Source organism: Pseudoalteromonas sp. HL-AS1, assembly GCF_031198785.1.
In the GTDB taxonomy this organism is placed as follows: Bacteria; Pseudomonadota; Gammaproteobacteria; order Enterobacterales; family Alteromonadaceae; genus Pseudoalteromonas; species Pseudoalteromonas distincta.
This window is the reverse complement of record NZ_CP133569.1, coordinates 2,514,003-2,533,242: the sequence shown is the minus strand read 5'-3', so window position 1 is coordinate 2,533,242 and position 19,240 is coordinate 2,514,003. Positions and strand designations below refer to the sequence as shown.

Annotated in this window: 19 protein-coding genes and 1 pseudogene; 9 read left to right on the top strand and 11 right to left on the bottom strand. The window is 39.4% G+C overall.

Translation table 11 applies throughout. From position 1 onward, the window contains the following. Positions 1-114 precede the first annotated feature (114 nt). The 5 genes and pseudogenes from RB214_RS11740 (at position 115) to RB214_RS11720 (ending at position 4,750) form a co-directional block, all read left to right on the top strand. Positions 115-1,159: pseudogene (locus RB214_RS11740) on the top strand (GGDEF domain-containing protein). 401 nt (positions 1,160-1,560) lie between these two features. Continuing rightward, the gene (locus RB214_RS11735; protein WP_182675066.1) at positions 1,561-2,373 is read left to right on the top strand and encodes a MipA/OmpV family protein; all 813 of its coding nucleotides are present in this window, start codon (positions 1,561-1,563) and stop codon (positions 2,371-2,373) included. 1 nt (position 2,374) lies between these two features. Next, the gene (locus RB214_RS11730; RefSeq protein ID WP_207383356.1) at positions 2,375-2,755 is read left to right on the top strand and encodes a DUF3019 domain-containing protein; all 381 of its coding nucleotides are present in this window, start codon (positions 2,375-2,377) and stop codon (positions 2,753-2,755) included. A gap of 14 nt (positions 2,756-2,769) precedes the next feature. Then, positions 2,770-3,462 (top strand): response regulator, encoded by a 693-nt coding sequence (locus RB214_RS11725; protein ID WP_004335729.1) that lies wholly within the window; start codon positions 2,770-2,772, stop codon positions 3,460-3,462. Positions 3,463-3,487: 25 nt separating this feature from the next. After that, positions 3,488-4,750 carry an ATP-binding protein gene (locus RB214_RS11720; RefSeq protein WP_309167066.1) on the top strand — a complete coding sequence of 421 codons (1,263 nt, stop codon included), beginning with the start codon at positions 3,488-3,490 and terminating at the stop codon, positions 4,748-4,750. 125 nt (positions 4,751-4,875) lie between these two features. Here RB214_RS11720 and RB214_RS11715 read toward each other — a convergent pair whose 3' ends face one another. From RB214_RS11715 to RB214_RS11705, 3 genes are all read right to left on the bottom strand, one after another. Continuing rightward, positions 4,876-6,357, bottom strand: coding sequence for an IS66 family transposase (locus tag RB214_RS11715; protein WP_002963282.1), 1,482 nt, complete (start codon positions 6,355-6,357; stop codon positions 4,876-4,878). Between the two features lie 80 nt (positions 6,358-6,437). Further along, entirely contained in the window at positions 6,438-6,788 is a 351-nt protein-coding gene (gene tnpB / locus RB214_RS11710) for an IS66 family insertion sequence element accessory protein TnpB (protein ID WP_024604009.1), read from the bottom strand. After that, positions 6,785-7,126: a hypothetical protein gene (locus RB214_RS11705; RefSeq protein ID WP_008467385.1), complete on the bottom strand. Its 342-nt coding sequence runs from the start codon at positions 7,124-7,126 to the stop codon at positions 6,785-6,787. Before RB214_RS11705 ends, tnpB begins: the two co-directional genes overlap by 4 nt. A 60-nt stretch (positions 7,127-7,186) precedes the next feature. Between RB214_RS11705 and RB214_RS11700 the strand changes: the two genes are divergently transcribed. Next, entirely contained in the window at positions 7,187-8,161 is a 975-nt protein-coding gene (locus tag RB214_RS11700; RefSeq protein ID WP_309167057.1) for an IS30 family transposase, read from the top strand. Between the two features lie 126 nt (positions 8,162-8,287). On the opposite strand, the gene RB214_RS11695 is transcribed toward RB214_RS11700, so the two are convergent. Together RB214_RS11695 and RB214_RS11690 are read right to left on the bottom strand one after the other, a co-directional pair. Continuing rightward, positions 8,288-8,509, bottom strand: coding sequence for a DUF3820 family protein (locus RB214_RS11695; RefSeq protein ID WP_024594942.1), 222 nt, complete (start codon positions 8,507-8,509; stop codon positions 8,288-8,290). Positions 8,510-8,859: 350 nt separating this feature from the next. Beyond that, positions 8,860-10,434 (bottom strand): cation:proton antiporter family protein, encoded by a 1,575-nt coding sequence (locus RB214_RS11690; RefSeq protein WP_165742700.1) that lies wholly within the window; start codon positions 10,432-10,434, stop codon positions 8,860-8,862. A gap of 266 nt (positions 10,435-10,700) precedes the next feature. Between RB214_RS11690 and RB214_RS11685 the strand changes: the two genes are divergently transcribed. The 3 genes from RB214_RS11685 (at position 10,701) to RB214_RS11675 (ending at position 13,407) form a co-directional block, all read left to right on the top strand. Then, a complete protein-coding gene (locus RB214_RS11685; protein WP_309167052.1) occupies positions 10,701-11,444 on the top strand; it encodes a sporulation protein in 744 nt (247 codons plus the stop codon). Between the two features lie 69 nt (positions 11,445-11,513). After that, positions 11,514-11,963 (top strand): GNAT family N-acetyltransferase, encoded by a 450-nt coding sequence (locus RB214_RS11680; RefSeq protein ID WP_309167051.1) that lies wholly within the window; start codon positions 11,514-11,516, stop codon positions 11,961-11,963. A 133-nt stretch (positions 11,964-12,096) separates the two neighbouring features. Next, positions 12,097-13,407, top strand: a complete 1,311-nt coding sequence (locus tag RB214_RS11675; protein WP_309167049.1) for an IS4 family transposase — start codon at positions 12,097-12,099, stop codon at positions 13,405-13,407. Positions 13,408-13,467: 60 nt separating this feature from the next. On the opposite strand, the gene RB214_RS11670 is transcribed toward RB214_RS11675, so the two are convergent. The 6 genes from RB214_RS11670 to RB214_RS11645 form a co-directional block, all read right to left on the bottom strand. After that, the gene (locus tag RB214_RS11670) at positions 13,468-14,823 is read right to left on the bottom strand and encodes a sodium-dependent transporter (protein WP_309167047.1); all 1,356 of its coding nucleotides are present in this window, start codon (positions 14,821-14,823) and stop codon (positions 13,468-13,470) included. A 204-nt stretch (positions 14,824-15,027) separates the two neighbouring features. Next, positions 15,028-16,320, bottom strand: a complete 1,293-nt coding sequence (locus RB214_RS11665; protein WP_182682682.1) for a HAMP domain-containing sensor histidine kinase — start codon at positions 16,318-16,320, stop codon at positions 15,028-15,030. 19 nt (positions 16,321-16,339) lie between these two features. Further along, entirely contained in the window at positions 16,340-17,044 is a 705-nt protein-coding gene (locus RB214_RS11660) for a response regulator transcription factor (protein ID WP_309167043.1), read from the bottom strand. 25 nt (positions 17,045-17,069) lie between these two features. After that, a complete protein-coding gene (locus RB214_RS11655; RefSeq protein WP_024599162.1) occupies positions 17,070-17,453 on the bottom strand; it encodes a DUF3019 domain-containing protein in 384 nt (127 codons plus the stop codon). Continuing rightward, a complete protein-coding gene (locus tag RB214_RS11650; RefSeq protein WP_309167039.1) occupies positions 17,443-18,225 on the bottom strand; it encodes a MipA/OmpV family protein in 783 nt (260 codons plus the stop codon). Before RB214_RS11650 ends, RB214_RS11655 begins: the two co-directional genes overlap by 11 nt. 181 nt (positions 18,226-18,406) lie before the next feature. Next, complete coding sequence (locus RB214_RS11645; RefSeq protein WP_309167037.1) at positions 18,407-19,210, bottom strand: hypothetical protein; 804 nt, start codon at positions 19,208-19,210, stop codon at positions 18,407-18,409. Positions 19,211-19,240: the final 30 nt, after the last annotated feature.

The window sequence follows — 19,240 nt, the reverse complement described above, 5'->3', positions numbered from 1 at the left end:
TGCACACAGAGCAAGCAAATTAGTTAAATAGTATTAATATAGGTTGCGTATGAGTTTACTATTACTTAACATTGAGTGCTAATAATAAAAACAATGACGCTTGAGAGTTTATTTATGAACCACGCCGTATCACTTGCTCATTCTGCTCAATGCCTTAAAAAGGCGATTCCTTTGATGGTAAAATACCGCATGCCGGTTACGCCTATCAACTATGCAATTTGGTACTGTTACATTCAAGGGAGTAACCCTTCATTAAATGCTGAATTAGACCATGTTATTGCTGAGCAACAAACATGCTCACAAGACAAAGCAAAAGAAATTTTTGATAAGCATTTAACGCAAGACGATCTGGCTTTCTTTCAAGAAATGACTGAAAAGTTCCATACAACTATGGAGCAAGTCCAGCAAGATATAAGCACCACGCTTGAGCATTCCAAAAGCTTTACAACAAGTTTAGTTGATTCACAAAATGAATTAAATATGCTTGCTGATGTAAATTCTTATAATGAAATATTAGGTTGTGTAGAGCGCTTAACCGACGATTCTATTGCTATGCAGGATTATGCTAGAGAATTTCAAACTAAGTTAGCTGTTGCTTACAACGAAATAAAAGATTTAAAAGAAGCACTTAATATTTCAAAAGAAGCAGCTGATACCGACACGCTTACGGGGTTTTATAACCGAGGTAAGTTTGATTCAGATATCGTAAAATTTTGTTTTGAATACTCAGAGAAAGCACAGGAAGATTCTCTTGCCGTACTAATTATGTTTGATATTGATCACTTTAAACGTTTTAACGATGACTTTGGTCATCAAAAGGGTGACGAAGTGTTGAGGTTAGTTGCCAAAAAAGTGAGAGAAAATACAACTGAAACAGCAAATATATAGATACGGTGGCGAAGAGTTTTGTATAACAGCTTATTTTGACAATATTAACGATATAATAGCGTTTGCCGATTGTATACGTTTAGCTATTGCGAAATTAGCGATTCGTAAAAAGCATGATATAACAGCTAAACGTGCTATTTCTGCAAGTTTTGGTTTAGCTATTTTACGTCCATTTACTAATAGCTCAGTTTTAGTTGAGCGTGCAGATAGAGCCTTATATATCGCAAAAACACATGGCCGAAACCGAATAGAAATAGCCCCTGATATTTAATAAGCATCAGAAGCTTGATTTATTACGGCTAAAGCCGCTATTAACTTTGGTAACCTAGTAGCTTGTAAGGTTAATAAAAAAAAGTAGTTAGAGTTGGCTTCCTGCAGATTTTATTTGAATTAAAGCATTTGCGAGGTTATCCCTCATTTCCAAAGTTTCTCAAAGCAGTGCCAGCTTAGCCAACGCACATAACTAATTTGAAGGGTTTGTCACTTCAAAAACACAAAAGTTAACATTTGCGTATACAAATTGTGAATAATTGTAACCAGCTAGAGCTAGTTTAAAAAGACCTTGCTAGTATGGGGAACTTACTTAATTTAATACTTTGATGTACGCTGATGCGGTATTCCTTCTCCTTATTAACTGCTCTATGTTTTAGCACTTTGTTTGCTTGCCTTTCGGTGCAAGCAACACAGGCAAGCAAGCATGCTGACGATTATACAGAGCAAGATATAACAACCGATCGTCTGCATTTGAGTTTAAGCGTTGGGGCTGGAGTTATAACCAACCCTTTGCATGGTGGAGATAATATTCCGCTTGTGCTTATTCCACAAATTGCGTTTTATGCAGAGCAATGGTTTTTTGATAATGGCCGCCTTGGCTATTCATTTTCACAATCCCCAAAGCATCACTTTAATCTAGTTAGTGAGCTCAACTCTGAATCTCGCTTTTTTATAGACTGGCACCCTAAAAATGTATTTGCATTGCAAAGTAGTGCACTTAATAATCAGTTTGTAATGCAAAATGAAGCCTCGTCCTCTCGCTACGCTGATATTGATAATTTGCATAAACGGCAAATTGCCTTGGATGCGGGTATTGCATATCACTATGTAAATGAAGACCATGTTTTTTCAGTTCAGGCTCTGCATGATATAACCGATGTTTATCGAGGTGTACGCGGTGCATTGCAGTGGCAATATCATACTGTGCTAGGAAAGCTTAAAATAAAGCCAACACTTGGAATAAACTATAAATCTGCGGAACTAAATAGCTATTTTTATGGACTTAATGAGGGTGAAACTCAATTTGGCAAAATAGACGTTGGTAGTAGTTGGCAACCTTATGCTAAAATCGACGCCCGTTGGCCACTGAGTAAGGCTGACTCTCTTCGTTTTCATGTAGCATATTACGACTATTCGGCTATGGATGGCAGTCCGCTCTTTGAACGTACTTATTCAATGACTGCATTTATAGGATTCGATCGTACTTTTTAATATGAAGTATTCAATATTAGTTGTGTTTATTACCACTTTTTTTAGTGGTTTTAGTGTGGCACAAACCCCTGTTTTTAGTGTTTCTCCAAAAGTCTGCGTGGTTTCCGAACAGCAGGATTTTTGCGATCTTAATTTACAGTTTAAATGGCTATTAAACACCTATAGTGATGTCTGTTTGTATCAACAAGAACAACTACTTCAATGCTGGCAGCAGCAGCGTTCTGGGCAATTTAATTATAAAGCGCGTGTTCAGGTGGAGACCATATACTCCTTAATCAATCCTCATACGGGTGTGTTAATAGCAAAAACACAGGTTGAAGTACAAAGCGCCCATGCTAAAAAAAATAGGCGTAGGCTTCGCTCTCCGTGGAGCTTTTTTTAATTTAGGAGCAACTAATGCCAAAAATTTTACTTGTTGAAGATGATCTCGGTTTACAACAGTTAACAAAAGATTACCTTGAACATAATGGCCTTGAAGTCGAAGTGTTAGACCGCGGTGACGAAGTGTTTAATTACCTAGAAAACAATACACCCGATTTAATGATTCTAGACGTTATGCTGCCAGGTAAAGATGGCTTTAGCGTTTGCCGCCAAGTAAGAGATAAATTTACTCTACCAATTTTAATGTTGACTGCTAAAGGTGAAGACTTCGACCAAGTACTTGGTTTAGAACTTGGTGCTGATGATTATGTAATAAAACCAGCAGAGCCACGTGTATTACTAGCGCGGATCAATGCATTACTTCGACGTGGGCAACCAATAGTAAAATCTAGTGAAGAACTGCAGTTTGGTGATTTAGTCATCGATAAAACAAGCCGTATTGTAAAACTAAGTGATTCAGAGATTGTATTAACTTCGCACGAGTTTGAACTACTATGGCTATTAGCGTCAAATGCGGGTGAAGTACTAAGCAGAGAGCATGTGCACCAACATATGATTGGCCGTCAATACGACGGACTTGATAGAACTGTGGATGTACGCGTATCACGAATTCGTAAAAAATTAGGCGATAATAGTGATAAGCCGTATCGTATAAAAACCGTATGGGGACAAGGCTATTTATTTGTTTCTGATGCATGGGATCTTTAGAACTATTTAAGGTTAATCGGCTGTAATGGGAAAACTGTTTACCAGCTTATACTTATATATCATTGTTTCATTATTTGTTGTAAGTGGTGTTATTGAGCAGCTGTGGCCCTATGAAGAGTCGCAGCAGCAGGTCTTCTTAGACGATGAGTTTGGGCAATCACTGTGGTTGCTTTCGCAAACCCCAAATGGTCTTAAAAAGCTAAAGCATAACTTTGAAAGTAAAGTGATTGAACGACGTGATTTAATACTCCCTCAAAAACAACAATCGCAGCTAAATCAAAACCACTACTTATATTTGTATGATAAGCAACAACGAATTGTTTGGTATGTAGATCTCGGTAATGACTCATTACTTCAAGTAGGGCCGGTAGGTGTATTAACGCAAGAATCATCTTCAGTTTGGCCGTATTTATTACTACTTATTATTGTAGGTATACCAGTTGGGCTATGGAGCTTTTTACTCTGGCGTGACTTTGCAAAGCTACGTAAAGCGTGTGAAGCGGTAGAGGGTTTGCAAGACTTTCAACTAAATGACTCTTCTAAATCTTTCTTTTTACCTATAACAGATACATTAAAGGTAATGCAGCAACGTATTGAGTTTTTACTTAGTGCGCAGCAAGAGCTTACCTCATCGGTATCACATGAATTTAGAACGCCATTAGCACGTTTAAAGTTTGCAATTGTAATGTTACAAGAGCAAATGCTTGATGAAAAAGGCGAAAAATACCTAACAAACATGCAAACAGACATTAGTGAGCTTGAGTCACTAGTCTCTGAAATGCTTGAATACGCGCGATTAGACTCTCAACAACCAAGTTTACAGCCAATAAACTGCGATTTAGCTGGGCTGGTAAAAACCACTGTTGAAAAGCTAAATTTTGAAGCTAGAACGACGCTCTCTATAAACCTCCCTGAGCATTTAAATTACTACTGTGATAGCCACTTTATGGCGCGAGTATTTCAAAATTTAATTGGCAATGCGCTCAAATACACTCATCAACAAGTCAAAATTTCATTGCTACAAGAGGCAACTCACATCGTATTGATTGTTGAAGATGATGGTGAAGGGATTGACCCCGTTGAGCGAGAAAACGTATTTAAGCCCTTTACTCGATTAGATAAAAGTAGAGGCAAGGACACTGGTGGCTTTGGTTTAGGGCTTGCTATAGTTGCTAAAATTGTGTCGTGGCACCAAGGAGAGTGTAAAGCAGAAAGCTCAAGCTTAGGTGGTGCTAAATTTATTGTATATTTACCTCTCAAATTTAAGACACCTAGATTCAAATTGTAAGTGCATAACTTGTTTTGGCTAGATTAAGTGGTCAGTTGCTCATAAGCTAACTACTTTTTCTCCGGCAAGAGATTTTACAATGAGACATTACAAACAACTGACCGTGAGCGTCTAGCGAACTACACCTATGTTTTAAAATTCCAGGGTAACAAGCTGTCGATATCGGGCTCAGGCTGGCACAGTTCATCAAGGCAAGCACAGATGTAATTAAATGGGATTAGACCATTTATCTTGGCGGTTTCCACAATGCTGTAAAGGGTGGCACTAGCATGGGCACCGTTAGCCGTTTGGCTAAATAACCAATTCTTTCGGCCTATCACAAACGGTTTTACCGCGCGTTCTGCTCTATTATTATCGATACTAAGTCGGCCATCATCAACATAGCGTATGAGCTTGTGCCATTGATTTGCCAGGTAATTAGCTGCCTCTATCAGTTTGCTGTTCCCCACTAAATTTGGCTGATCCTGCTCAAGCCATATTTTTAGCTTGCTAAGAATAGGCAGGCTAACCTCTTGTCTTGCCGTATATTTGTCATCCACACTTTTATCTTTGATGCGTGACTCAACGCCGTACAGTTTTTGGATAAGGCTCAATACCACATCCGCTTTGCCGGTTTTGTTTTTACCTTGTAGCTTTTTCGCGTCGATAAATTTACGACGAGCATGCGCCCAGCAGCCAATTAAGGTTGCCTCTGTTCTGGCATAGGCTTGATAGCCATCCACGTGCAAGTACCCTTGATATCCATCAAGATAATTGACCACGCAGGCGGCCGCGCGACTATTGTGGAAGTCGTAAAGTACGATATTAGGGATGGGATTATTCGGGTCTGGTGAATCTCGACCCGAGCAATACACCCACATGTAACTGTTTACTTTGTCCGATTTCACCACCTTTAATGGCGTTTCATCGGCAAACAGCGTGGGTTGCCTTAACAGCTCGGCTTTAAGCCGTTCAACTAATGGCGCGAAGAGTGTGGCTGATTTGTCTATCCAGCTGCTCATGGTCTGTCGACTGAGTTCAATACCGTATTGCTTAAACATCGCTTCCTGGCGATACAGCGGTAACCCGTATTGGTATTTACTGGTGATAAGCTGACTGAGCAAACTGCTGGTTGCAATGCCTTTGTTGATGGGCATGGCAGGCATTGAGGCTTGTTTAATCTGTGTCTGAGTTGAGGATTTATCACAGTGACGGCAGGCGTATTTAGGCCTAATATGCTCAATCACTTTGATTTTAGCGGGTATGAACTCAAGCTTTTCTGACTTATCTTCACCCATTTTATGTAGCTCACCGCCACAGCAATCACATGTTTTGTCGATGATGTCGTGAATAACCTGCTCACGAGGTAAGTCTTTTGGCAGTGGCTTACGCACCGGCTTTTTACGGGTATAGCTAATGGATTGTTGCTCTGCCTCAACTTCCTCAACAATTTCTTCCACTTCATTGAATAACTCGCCTTGCCCGGCAAAGCCTTCAGCACTTTTGCCGAATTGTTTTTGTTGGGCCAAGCTCCAGCGCTCTTCCAATGCCGCAATCTGGGCATCCTTCTGCGCTAACAGTTTTTCAAGTTCAGCAATGCGCTGTTTAAGGGCGAGTTCATTTTTCATGACGCCTATTTTAAGGCATCATCAAAGGCTTTGCAGTGCTAACTGAACTCACTTTGATGATCATCAATCGATCGCAAATATTAAAGCATTTTCTTACCTGCGACATCAATTTTACTGTGTCCAATCACATCATAACCCGATAATAACCAGTGTAATTGCTGCTCGCTTAAGGTCATGGTGGGTGACATGAGTTTGGGCCATTTGAACTTATGCTTATCTAATCGCTTATACCACAGTGCAAAACCGGTGTTATCCCAGTAAAGCAGTTTGAGTTTGTCACGGCCTTTATTACAAAACACAAATAGCGCACCACTGAGCACGGGTAGTTCAAGCTCTGCTTCCACCAACGCCGCCAGACCATTAATTGATTTTCGAAAATCAACGGCATCGGCACATAAATAGACGGTGGGTACATCAACGAACATCCTCATACCGTTAGCCCTTTAATAATGGCAACGATATCGGCCGTCGCTAAATCGATAGGAAACGTGAGTTGGCCGGTTAGCGTATCAAACTGCAGCGTATTTTGACGAGTTTGCGCGCAGACTTCAGTAGTTTGTTTTACCTGGACAAAACGTGATGATGTAAGGCACTGCGTGTGCACTGGCAAGGTGGAATTAGGCTGGTCTTTTGCCAGTAAAGCACGTTGTTTATAATAAGTCGTAATAGCGACATTATGGTGTTGGCAGAATTCAATATTAGTACCACTAAACGTACTGCGTTTCAGCAAAAGCTGCTGCCACTGTGCGCTTGTTCTGTAAGTTTTCATCACCTGCTCCGAATTTATCATTGAGCAGGTATTTTTAGATAATCAGAGCATCGATGCTAGGTGTGGTTCGCTAGACGCTTACAACTGACCTATGCGCAAAGATGCCAGATCGCCGTTCTAAAGAAAAGCGGTTTTACGCAACAAAGTATTGCTGAGCTAACTAATTTATCGCAATCTACGATTTCAAGAGAGCTTTCTAGAAATACAGGTAAGCGAGGTTACAGACACAAACAGGCTCATGAGCGGGCTTTGTTTCGCCGAAGAAGTGTAAGAAAACCGCTTAAGATGACACCTGAAATGATAGCTTTAATTACCCAGAAGCTTAATGAGAAGTGGAGTCCTGAACAAATAACGGGATGGTTACGCAAAGAAAGTGAACTGTCTGTCAGCCATGAATGCATTTATCTGTATATCTGGGAAGATAAAAAAGCAGGTGGTGAGTTATACCTACATCTGCGCCGACACGGTAAGAAATATCACAAGCGCAGTCATGGTAAAACAAACCGAGGGCAAATAAAAAATCGCGTTAGCATTGAAGAGCGCCCACAAATAGTTGATGAGAAAGGCCGTATCGGAGATTGGGAAATAGATACCGTCATAGGCAAAGGTCATCGAGGCGCCCTTGTTACCATTGTAGAGCGGGTTACCCAATTCACTGTATCAACTCAGGTGGCAGGAAAAACAGCACAAGCCGTCACTGCGGCGACAATAGAACTATTAAGGCCATATAGGTCAGCGCTTCATAGCATCACGGCTGACAATGGAAAAGAGTTCGCTTATCACGAGCAAATCACAGAGGCTTTAAGTGTTCCTGTTTATTTTGCTCACCCTTATCACTCATGGGAGCGCGGATTGAATGAAAACACGAATGGATTACTACGTCAGTATTGGCCGAAGAGCACAGATTTTAAGGCGGTAACACCAGCGCAAGTTATACCAGTACTTGAGCAACTTAATAATCGTCCGAGGAAGACACTTGGATTTGAAACGCCTGCAAAATTGATGCAGGATCACTTGGCGGCTAAAGCCGCCTAAACGTTATGCACTTCAGATTTGAATCCGCGACATAAAAAAAGCGCCTAAGGCGCTTTTTTTGCGGTTAAAAACCAAAATCAACAAGTAGCAATATAATAGACCGCAAGTATTTAAAAAAGTTCTCAATTATTTTTTATTTTTTTCAAGTAATGGCATTAACATTTGCTCAAGGCCATTTAGTTTAACCTCATACATCATCGCTAGTTGGCTACCAAGTTTCGAGTTAGGAAATCCCTGCTGTTTGAACCACACCAAATAAGGTTCTGGTAGTAATAATAAAGGGCGCCCAGCATATTTCCCAAAAGGCATCGTTGTATTTACAGCTATTTTTAATTGTTTTGGATCCATAAGAGTTACCTAGGTTTTAAAGTCTGCGTAAGTGTAAGGGATTTTAGAAATATAAAATAGGCTGTGACGGGCAAGAAACAGCCTATTTTGCGAGGGAGTAGGCCCTCTGATTTAATAATTTTTTGTTGATTAATATAAACCTAGTTGAACTTTAATTAGCTGGGATCTAATTAAGTTATTATTAGAACATGGGGTTTTATTTAACCAACATGGATAGTCTACCTGTTTTTTATGGTCGTGGTGAAATGGCTTGTAAAGGAATGTAAATAGAATTGCTTTTCATTTAAAAACTAATAACAAAGCCTTAATGATTTTAAGGCTTTGTTATTTATAGACGTTATAAAAAGTGATTATTCGTTAAATAGCTCTTGTTTAACGTGCTCTGCAAAACCACTACCTGCTTCTAAGTAAAAGTTATAAGTAGAATGAACACCCATTTCTTCTAGCTCTTTTTGTTGATCAGGGTAGTTTGCAATAGCTGTTACTTGGCCTTTATAACCTGAGGCTTGTAGTTGCTCTAGCGCAAAAATATTTTGCATATGCTTTGGCATTGCAAGCATGACCATTTCTACTTGCGAATGATTTACTCGTTGCCAAAAATCAGGATCTGTTGCATCAGCAATTAATACGTTGCGGCCTCTGTTAACGTGCTTATCTACCACTTCAGGTTTTATATCTATGCCTGCAACAACATTTGGGTGAGTCGCGTTGATTGTTTCATAAGCACCAGTACCAATACGTCCCATACCAAAAATGACTATTTTAGTATCGTTTAGGTTAACAGGTAGCTCTTCAGCTAAACGAGTTTTGCTTTCAAACTTTAATAGCCAGTGCTCTATTTTTACGTATAGCTCGTTTGAGCGCTTATTTAACGGCGAGGCAATTACAAAGGTAATGGAAACAGCAATTGCCATTACAGCGAGCCACTCCGAAGTGATCATGCCTGTGCTAGCTGCTACTGCACATACAATTAACCCAAATTCACTGTAGTTAGATAAACTAAAGGCGGTAAGTAATGATGTACGCGCGCGTAGTTTGAATATATTCGTGAACACATAATAAAGCGCTATTTTAATCGGTAAAACTAAAACAAGTATAATGGCAACGATTAATGAGCTAGTGGTTAGCTCTGCGCTCAAGCCAATACTTAAGAAAAAACCGACTAATAATATGTCTTTTAAATTAAGCAGAGATTTTGATAGTTCTCCTGCTTTTTTATGTGGTGCAAACATCATCCCAATTATGAGTGCACCTAAATCGCCTTTTAGGCCTGCAAATTCAAATGCATGATAACCAGCAACTAAAGCAAAGAAAAAACCAAATAATGGTAATAGTTCACCATGTTTAGAGCGATTTAATACGCCATACATGACAGGTCGTAATAAAGGCAGAGCAATTATTAATGCAATTGCCCATACATTTGGAATTTTACCTGTACTAATCGCTAAAAAGATAACTGCAAAGATATCTTGCATGACTAGTATACCAATGGCTATTTTACCGTGAAGGCTTGCCATTTCTCCGCGTTCTTCAAGCACTTTTACTGCAAATACAGTACTTGAAAAACTAAGCGCAAACCCAACCAGTAAAGCACTTTGCCAACTTAAATCAATAAACAGTGGAATGGCGAAAATACCAAGCAATAACATAAAGCCACTAAAAAGCGCACTGCTAAAAATAATATGCAATGTTGCAGGCGCCCACACTTGGGGTTTAATTAAACTGTTTACCTTTAGCTTTAAACCAATACTAAAAAGAAGAAGGGTTACGCCAAGTGCTGCTATTGTATCGAGCAACTCTGTACTTTTATAACCTGATAAATTTAAAGCAAAACCTGCTAATAAAAATCCAATAAGAGGAGGCAGCTTTAACTGATAAACAGCAAAGCCACACACAAACGCGGCGGCAAAATAGATTAGTTCCATAATTCTTAATATCACTTCATTTGGGGTTGCAGTGTAACGAAAAATTTATACCATTGAAAATAAAAATAGACCTAAAAATGAACGCGTCTAATCAAATACTTGCCTAGCTGTGTATAAAAAATGCGCATCAAACATATATTTAATCGTAAATAGTATGTAAATAACATTTTTTCACTGACATTGGCTTTTAAATATGGTTAAGATGCGATAACGAAGAAGTTTAAGCGAGAGCAAATAATAGAACCGCTCAGCTTAAGGAGAAATATATGTTTAAAAAGATTTTAGCGTCGGTAGGTATTGGTGCTGCAAAAGTAGATACTGTTTTAGAGACTGAACACCTACAACCTGGTCAGCTTTTTAACGCACAAATAGTCATTACCGCAGGTGATGTTAGCCAAGATATTGCAGGCTTAGATTTATTACTTATGACCCGTGTTAAAGTGACAGGTGATGATGGCGATTATTTTACCAATCATGTGATTGACCAATGGCGAATTACAGATATAGGTACAATTGAGCCGGGCGAAATTAAAAGTATTCCTTTTGAAGCACGCCTTCATTCTGAAACACCTATTACAGAAATTAATGCAGGTTACAATCAATCTCATGTGTGGCTTGAAACAGGTTTAGATATTGATTTAGCACTTGATCCGAGCGATAAAGACCATTTACATATTTACCCTAATGAAGCTGTTAAAACGTGCATGCAGGCGATGGAAAAGCTAGGTTTTAGCTTAATGAAGGCTGATGTAGAAAAAGGCCATTTGCGCGCTTCAACATTTCAATCGTTATCGGGTTGTTATCAGGAACTTGAATATAAGCCAAATAGCCGTAGTTTATTTGGCATTCAAGAGATCGAGTTGTCATTTGTACCAGAGGCACATAAAACACATGTGCTTATAGAGCTAGACAGGGCCTTTAGAGGTGATGGTTATGTAGATTTAACCATAGAGCATGACCACGTGAATTTATCGCAGTTGTGCGACCAACTAGAGCGCTTATTTGCTTAATATAAACTAACAAGTGAATAATTTTATTAAACCCGGCCTAGGCTGGGTTTATTGTTTATAGGATTTAAAATGCAATTTAAATGTGAGCAGTTTAATGCTTTAGATGCGCATACTCTTTTTACTATTATGCGAGGACGTGTAGACGTATTTGTTGTAGAGCAGGCGTGTCCTTACCCTGAACTTGATGATGTAGATATTGATTTAAATACTCAGCATTTATATACATTAGACAATGGGCGGCTACACACTTATGCGCGATGCTACGAAAAAAATGAGCAATACAGCGCAATAGGGCGCGTGCTGGTAAGTAAAAGTGCGCGTGGCAAAGGCTACGCCACTTTACTTGTAAGTAAAGCTATAGAGTGCTGTAAAGAGCGGTGGCCTGAACGAGATATTTATATTGGCGCACAAACCTATTTACTTGATTTTTACCGCTCCTTTGGCTTTGAAGATTACAAAAGTGAATATCTAGAAGACGGTATACCTCATCAAGATATGATTTTAAAACTCACTCAATAAATCCAATTTAAGTAGCTATAAAAAAGCCCACTAATGTGGGTAATGCCGATCATTTAAGAATTAGTTAATAGCACTTGAACGATCTTCTAGGTATGTAAGAATCCGAATTCTTTTGTAGAATTCGGATTTTTTTATGCAACTTTCTAATGCTCTCGGTATTATTAACAACATCAAACCTAATGACGTTGAAACACTCGCAGACTTACTCCCTTTATCTCTTATCGAAGAAGCCTATGCACTGACCGAAACCGTTACACTACGAAAAAGAAAACTAACCCTAGAATCGATGGCTTGGTTGTTGATCGGGATGGTTATTTATAATGACAAATCGATGGCCGATGTCGTTAATATGCTCGACATTGTTGATCGCGATGGTAAGCCATTTGTTGCGCCAAGTGCTTTAACTCAGCGTCGTAAAAACCTAGGTGAAGCCGCCATGAAAGCCTTATTTGAATGCACCCAAAGGCATTGGAATAATGACGCTAATCATCCTCATTGGAATGGGCTTACCTTGCTTGGTGTCGATGGTGTCGTTTGGCGTACGGATGACTCACCCCAAAACAATGAAGCCTTTACAAAACCGACTAATACACAATACCCACAGGTCAGAATGGTGTGTCAAATGGAGCTAAGCAGCCACCTAATCACGGGGAGTGCTTTTGATGATTACAAGGTCAATGAAATGGTGCTGGCTGAAAAGCTTATAGAAACCACACCCGATAACAGTCTCACTTTATTCGACAAAGGTTTCTATTCTTTAGGGCTTTTACATAAATGGCAAACAACTGGCAGTGAACGCCATTGGCTAATCCCCCTGAAAAAAAATGTGCAATATGAAGTTATTCAAACATTAGGGCGTAATGATAAATTAGTCCAACTTAGCAGCAACCCAAGAGCAAGAAAGATGTGGCCAACGCTGCCTAACACCTTAATCGCGAGGTTAGTGACTCGAAAAATAAAGGGGAAATCATATAGTGTGATGACATCTATGACAGATCCGATGCGATATCTATCAGCCGATATAGGTGATTTGTACAGTCACCGCTGGGAGATAGAGCTTGGTTATCGGGAACAAAAGCAATATATGCTGGGCAATCGATTAACATTAAGAAGTCGCTTACCAGCGCTTGTAAAGCAAGAGCTGTGGGGAGTGTTGCTTACTTATAATATGGTGCGATATCAGATGGTAAAAATGTGCCACACATTAAAAGGTGATTATTTACCGTACCAACTGAGTTTCAATGGTAGTTTAGCTCAAATAATGAGGTTGCTTGTTGGATTACCTTATTCAACACCTGGAGCCATACCACGTCAATTAAAATACTTTTATGCGATGGCAGAAAGCCTAATTCTAGAGCCTCGAAGGGATCGAGGTTTTCCTCGTGCAGTCAAGCCAAGACCACAGCGGTACGCTAGAAATAAAAAAGCCGCTCACCTTAAGTGAACGGCATTACCACTAATGTGGGCTATTTTATTTAAAACTATTTTAAGGCTAAGGTATCATTTAGCTCAATAGTGAATGTAAAAACACCATGCCAATAGCAAGTGGACATACAAACTTAGTATACCAAGGCCATATTTTCCAAAACAATGTATTGTGAACTTCAGGGTTACCCTCTTGAATTGCTTTTAGTAATGAGCCTCTATACCAAATCCAGCCTACAAATATACAACACATAAGACCAAGTAAAGGCTGAGCTACTTTTGTAGTGAGAGTGATTACTAAGCCAAATAAGCTGCTAAGGTTACACACAATTGTAATACTGACGATAGCGATTAGCGCCCCAATTAACCACGTTGCTTGAACGCGTTTCATCCCAAAGCGCTCTACGGTGTATGATACTGGCGCCTCTAACATTGAAATAGATGATGTTAAAGCGGCAATACTCATTAACGCAAAAAATGAAAAACCCACAAATAAGCCAACTTCGCCCATTCCATCAAATAAAGCGGGGAGTACCTGAAACACTAATGTATCTTCAGAGAGTAGCTTACCCGTTGTGGCCGAGAATATTTCAACGCCTTGAGCTTGTGCTACGTACATAGCCGGAATAATCAGTAAACCTGCAACAAAGGCTATAAATACATCAATAAGGGTCACATAGGCACCTAAAGAAACGAGATTTTCTTTTTTACTAATGTACGAGCCGTAAATAATCATTACGCTAGTGCCAAGCGATAAAGAGAAGAAAGCTTGCCCTAGTGCACTTACTAATAGTTTTGCGTCAAAAATAGATGAAAAGTCAGGAACTAAGTAGGCTTTTAAGCCTTCCATAGCACCATCTTGCGTCATCACATAAGCAATAAGTGCAAATAAAATGCCTAAAAGTGCAGGCATTAAACGCTTAGACCACTTTTCAATACCGTTTTCAACGCCTCTACTTATAATAGCGACAGTTAGTACGATAAAGATCATAGTGAATATAATATTTCGAGTAAGTGATTGCTCGCTTAACCATGTAGATGCTGTGTTGGCACCAACTAAAGTGGCTATGGGTTCAGCTGTGGCGCTGAGCATCCAACCGGCAACAATGGCGTAAAAGCTTAGTATAAAGCCAGCGCATAAAATACCGCTAAAACCAACAGCAAAAGCAAAGTGTTTTTGCCATGACTTATTAGATATTTTTTGAAGTGATGACACTGCGTTTGCTTGGCCATGACGTCCAATCATAAGTTCAGCCATTAAAGCGGGGTAGGCTAAAAAGAACGCAAGCACTAAATATGCGACTAAAAATGCAGCACCGCCATTACTTGCTGTTTGTGTAGGGAATCCCCAAATATTGCCCAAACCAACGGCAGAACCCGCGGCGGCCATAATAAAACCAAAGCGAGAGCTAAATTCGCCTCTAACTGCGCTCATATTATTGTACTTCTCTATTGTGTGACGGCGGTGACAATCTACTGGAAATGTAAAAAAATAAAAAGTGCTTATTTGCTGATCTAGCACAAATTAATAAGTAAAGTGTATGTTATAACCATCGATTTTAATTGTTGTTATTAAGTCGTTTAAAATAACGAGTTGATTTTGTTTAATAATTGTTAATTACAGTCTGTAACTATTGCTTTACGGATTATGGTGCTGTGCAATAGTGAGAGTAAAGCACGCCCCCCCTAACTGGGTGCTTTTACTTACTTTAACGCTGCCATGATGCCAATCAGCTACCTTGGTAACAATGGCTAGGCCAAGGCCATAACTCTTATCTGCTCTGTTACGGTGATCTTCCTCTCTAAAAAATGGGCTAAATACATTACTAAAGTTCTCTTGTGCGATACCAGGGCCGTCATCTTCTACCGTTATTATAAGCTGTTGCTCGTGTAACTTTGCACTGAGGTAAATATGTTGGTTTGCAAAATCACATGCATTAGTTAATAAGTTAGTAATTGCACGAGCCAGCCAGTGAAGATCTGCATTTATTATTTTATCTGTACTATTGAGCTGTACGTTGAGCATTTGCATTTCAAGTTTTGGTGCAAGTTGAACTAAAATATCTTCAAGGTAGGATTTAATATTGGTTGATGAATAGGTTAGTTTATTCGCGTTTTGCTCTAAAGTAGCAAATGCTAAATAGCTACTAAGCATCGACTCCATATGATCTAAATCGTTTTCCATACGGGTTAAATACTGTTTTACTTTTTGCTCATCATGGCTATCTAATGCCGCATCTAAACCAAATCGCAGGCACGCGATAGGGGTGCGGATGTCGTGAGACAAGCTCGAGGCCATTAGTTTGTTTTCGGCGACAAGTTTCTCTATTTGGCTAGCCATGCGGTTAAAAGTAAGCTCTACATCTTTTATATAGGTAAAGTGCGATACCTTTATTCGGGCTTGAACATTACCAGAGGCAAACTTTTTAGCGGCTTCATTTAAGACAGTTAGCCGTTTAGCTAAGGGCGCGATAATAAACCCCATAAATACACATAGGCCTGCGTAAAATAGTAGAGTTAATATAATGTCGTTATGCTGCTCGCTATCAAAAATTTTATCTAAGCGCATTGATAAGTGAAAAGGATTTAAAACGTCGCTACTATAAAGCATATAAAAGCCTTGCTGATCCTCTAAAATCAGCCCACCTGGCGTGTGCATTTGTAATAATAAAGAAGGTGGTAAGGCGAGTGACTCATTTGGCTTGTAGTCAATTAAAACATCAAACTCTCGGGCTAGTTGTTTTACATAATCGCTGCGCTCAGATGTAGGTATGTTAGCTAACTGCTTATTAAAACCCATGATCATTTTACTTTGCTGACTAAATTCATCTTGTGGGGTATGCGCTTGTTGACTAAAAGCATCAATAAGCCAGCCCAATACCACAATAGATAAAAGTGCACTGCCTAGAAGCGATATATAAAACTTTTTCATTTATTTATTCATCGCTCTATTACCACGCGGTAGAAACAAGTAAATATCCACGGCCCCAAATAGTTTTAATTTTTTCGGGGTTTTGTGGATCATCATTAAATTTTTTACGAAGTGCAGAAATAAGTACATCAACACTTCTATCAAGCCCGTCGTACTCTCTACCTTTCGTCGCTTTAAATACGGCATCGCGTGAGACAACTTGACCTGCATTACTTGCAAGGTAGTGTAATAATAGATATTCGGCGCTTGATATATTTATATCTTGCTCGTTAAGGGTCACATTTCTAGATTCGGTATTAATACTAAGCATACCTACTTGAATAACGCTTTGGCTAACCTGTGGCTTATTTGGCTCATTGTTTTGACGCAATGCTGCTTTTATTCGCGCTAGCAATGCACGCGGACGCACCGGCTTCATTATGTAGTCGCTTGCGCCAACTTCTAAACCAATAACTTCATCCATCTCTTCATCGCGTGCGGTGAGCATTATAATAGGCGAATTATAAAAACTACGAAGCTCTCTACATACGCTTATACCATCTTGCCCCGGGAGCATAATATCTAGGAGCACGATATTTGGATTTAATGTTTTGACTTGGCTAATTACTTCGTCACCTCTGTGACAAACATGCGTTGTGTAGCCTTGCTCTGTTAAATATTCAGCAACCCATTGAGCAAGAGATACATCGTCTTCAACGAGTAAAATAGTGCCGTAGTTATCCATGAAAATATCCTTAATGCGATTGGTATTAAAATAGTCGCCAGCGGCGCTTTTTTTGCCTGTTTTGATATACCCATTGAAGCTTTACTTCGGCAACACTAATTATTTTAGATGTATTGCTGTCAAATAGTTCAAATGAAATACTTTGCTGTGAATCAAATGCATAATTAAAAGTACCGCTCTGTTGCTTGAGCCAACATTGCATTATGTACTTTGAGGTGGCGTCACGTAGGCAGTAATTACCAATGATAGGTTGCTCCCACGTTAGCGTAACGTCAGCATAGCAATTTCGCCCTTCGCGAAGTGCAACGCACGTGTCGGGTAGTGCTATGAGTGCTTCAGGAGGTTCCTGAGCTTTAACAGTAAAGGTACTGGGGAAGATCAGTAATACACAGATCCATCTAAAATACATAACGTAGGCCTACCTTGGCTTTATGTTGATATCCTTGGGAAATAATTGGACTGTCGTCAATTTCTTTTGAAAACCATGTAGTAAGCCAACCGGATAAAAACACCCAATCTTGGCTTATTGGATATTCAGCATGGAACTCAAAGATAATACTAGTACTGGCATTGCTGCTATAAACCGGGCGAAGGCTGGTGGCTTCATCGCTATCAATGCCAAAGTAATAATTGGTAAAGTCAGCAGAGTAGGCGCTTAAACCAACACCAGACCTAAACTCCCAGTTTCGCCATGGCAAAATGTGGCTAAAAAAGCTATTTATAACCCAGCCATTATGGGCACCAGATACGTCATGAAGGTATTCAAAGGAGAATTGTGAGTTTTCAAATCGGCGCGAGAGCCTAAGACCAACATCAAAATCGTAATTACGTTTTTTAATACCTTGGAGTTCTTTTATAACACCATGGTTATAAAATCCTAGGCCTTTTTCGTCAAATCCAGCTTGAGTATTTGTGCCAAGTATATCTAAGCCCCAATCAAATTTATCTATAAGGCTGTAACCAATTACAAGACCACCGCTGAGTTGATTGTGATCAAAATCAAGATAAAATTTATCGTAAGAAACAGCAAGACTTAAATCAAGCTCAACGCCCTTATCGTAAGATTCGATACCGATTAGGTAAGAATCTTCAATATAAAAGCCCGCACCTGCACTCCAATCCCAGGCAAAGCCTTGGGTTGGCTCTAACGTATTGTCTGCATAATAGCGATTACTTGCCATACTTGTGGTGCTAAAAATAAAGCAAAAAAGCAATGTTATGCTAACTAAAGTATGGTTAAGCAAAGTGTTTCTCATCCCTATGGGGCCTAATTATTATTTGTTATTAACCGTAGTATATTGTTAATTCGTTCCTTTAATCTGTAAAAAAATGTAGTAAGTGTAAGCGCAAGCTGGCTAAAACCTACTGAACTTTAATTTTATCGATTAATATACTGCTTAAGTAAAACTGCATCATAGGCGTTAATGCGCTTACTTCTGTTCTGTTACATGGACCACTAAGCTTGGCAAGGCTAGATAACTTTGACAACGTTTTGTACTGAGGAATTTGAATGTCTTTTCCAAGTCTTTCCATGCGGGCTTCATCAGTGTTTTGCTGATGGACAAAAGCGACAACCTCAAGCTCATTAGTTATTTTTTGCTCTTCGGTGAAACTATAAACTAGCGGCTCACGATGAAAACTTGCACTATCAATAGAAGATTTAGCAAACCAAACAACATCACCCGATGCTTTGTGTGTGAGGCGCATACTTACTTGTGCAAATATTGCAGCGCATTCCTGAGTTGGGTATTGCTGAGCAATATCTGAATATAATGTAAAAGGGTTCTCAGGTTGCTTTATTGCGTACTTAACATCGTCAGTGAAAGTTAAATCAAGTTGCTGAATAGTTAGTGTGTAGTCGCTGTTATTTTTAGTGGTTACTTTTAGCTGTTTATCGTTAAGTGCTTGGCTAATTTGCGATAAAAGTTTATCGGTTACACTTGCCTTATCGGTAATAATTTTTACTGTTTGGTTTCTAACTACCTTATGTGCAGGAAGTTGAACGGATTTAACTTTTGGGGATGAGTGTTCTGTGGTGTACTCAAGCTGGTAGGTCTGACTTTTTAATGTTGGCTTTAATGGCATAGCCAGTGGCTCGGCCGGCTGCTTTGTAAGAGTACAACCAGTTGATAATATAACAAAAAGTGACACAACAAAAAAACGCATAAGTACTAAACACTCGCTTAAAACCAAATA

Coding starts and splice junctions, on each gene's coding strand:
- RB214_RS11665 (WP_182682682.1), bottom strand. CDS start 16,320: ATGAAAAAGTTTTATATATCGCTTCTAGGCAGTGCACTTTTATCTATT.
- RB214_RS11725 (WP_004335729.1), top strand. CDS start 2,770: ATGCCAAAAATTTTACTTGTTGAAGATGATCTCGGTTTACAACAGTTA.
- RB214_RS11670 (WP_309167047.1), bottom strand. CDS start 14,823: ATGAGCGCAGTTAGAGGCGAATTTAGCTCTCGCTTTGGTTTTATTATG.
- RB214_RS11705 (WP_008467385.1), bottom strand. CDS start 7,126: ATGAAAACTTACAGAACAAGCGCACAGTGGCAGCAGCTTTTGCTGAAA.
- RB214_RS11675 (WP_309167049.1), top strand. CDS start 12,097: ATGCAACTTTCTAATGCTCTCGGTATTATTAACAACATCAAACCTAAT.
- RB214_RS11730 (WP_207383356.1), top strand. CDS start 2,375: ATGAAGTATTCAATATTAGTTGTGTTTATTACCACTTTTTTTAGTGGT.
- RB214_RS11660 (WP_309167043.1), bottom strand. CDS start 17,044: ATGGATAACTACGGCACTATTTTACTCGTTGAAGACGATGTATCTCTT.
- RB214_RS11645 (WP_309167037.1), bottom strand. CDS start 19,210: ATGCGTTTTTTTGTTGTGTCACTTTTTGTTATATTATCAACTGGTTGT.
- RB214_RS11690 (WP_165742700.1), bottom strand. CDS start 10,434: ATGGAACTAATCTATTTTGCCGCCGCGTTTGTGTGTGGCTTTGCTGTT.
- RB214_RS11720 (WP_309167066.1), top strand. CDS start 3,488: ATGGGAAAACTGTTTACCAGCTTATACTTATATATCATTGTTTCATTA.
- tnpB (WP_024604009.1), bottom strand. CDS start 6,788: ATGAGGATGTTCGTTGATGTACCCACCGTCTATTTATGTGCCGATGCC.
- RB214_RS11715 (WP_002963282.1), bottom strand. CDS start 6,357: ATGAAAAATGAACTCGCCCTTAAACAGCGCATTGCTGAACTTGAAAAA.
- RB214_RS11695 (WP_024594942.1), bottom strand. CDS start 8,509: ATGGATCCAAAACAATTAAAAATAGCTGTAAATACAACGATGCCTTTT.
- RB214_RS11650 (WP_309167039.1), bottom strand. CDS start 18,225: ATGGCAAGTAATCGCTATTATGCAGACAATACGTTAGAGCCAACCCAA.
- RB214_RS11685 (WP_309167052.1), top strand. CDS start 10,701: ATGTTTAAAAAGATTTTAGCGTCGGTAGGTATTGGTGCTGCAAAAGTA.
- RB214_RS11680 (WP_309167051.1), top strand. CDS start 11,514: ATGCAATTTAAATGTGAGCAGTTTAATGCTTTAGATGCGCATACTCTT.
- RB214_RS11655 (WP_024599162.1), bottom strand. CDS start 17,453: ATGTATTTTAGATGGATCTGTGTATTACTGATCTTCCCCAGTACCTTT.